The organism is Bradyrhizobium sp. Ken01 (genome assembly GCF_055807355.1).
This window is the reverse complement of the sequence record NZ_JBVVPC010000272.1, coordinates 1-247: the sequence shown is the minus strand read 5'-3', so window position 1 is coordinate 247 and position 247 is coordinate 1. Positions and strand designations below refer to the sequence as shown.

The 247-nt window shown below is 61.5% G+C and carries 1 protein-coding gene; it reads left to right on the top strand.

Annotation, left to right across the window (positions count from 1 at the left end; translation table 11 throughout):
* Positions 1-36: 36 nt before the first annotated feature.
* Positions 37-247 (top strand): DotU family type IV/VI secretion system protein (locus tag AC0L3S_RS39625; protein WP_473285419.1); only part of this gene is annotated, 211 nt, incomplete at its 3' end.

Sequence of the window (247 nt, the reverse complement as noted above, 5' to 3'; positions counted from 1 at the left end):
CACCATGAGACCTTCGGCGGCGAGAAGGTATTCCAGTTGCTGGAACGCCTGGCGCGTGACCCGGTAAAACACTTGGCGATGCTGGAACTGGTGTACCTGTGCCTGTCCCTGGGGTTCGAAGGCACGGTCGCCCTTGCGCCATTCGTCCACGGTGAACGCGCCGGAGGTCACCGGGTTTTCCGAGTAGGCGTCTTCGCCCATGGTTGTCATGGCTTTTTCCGACAGGATCGACACCGTTGGCGACGCC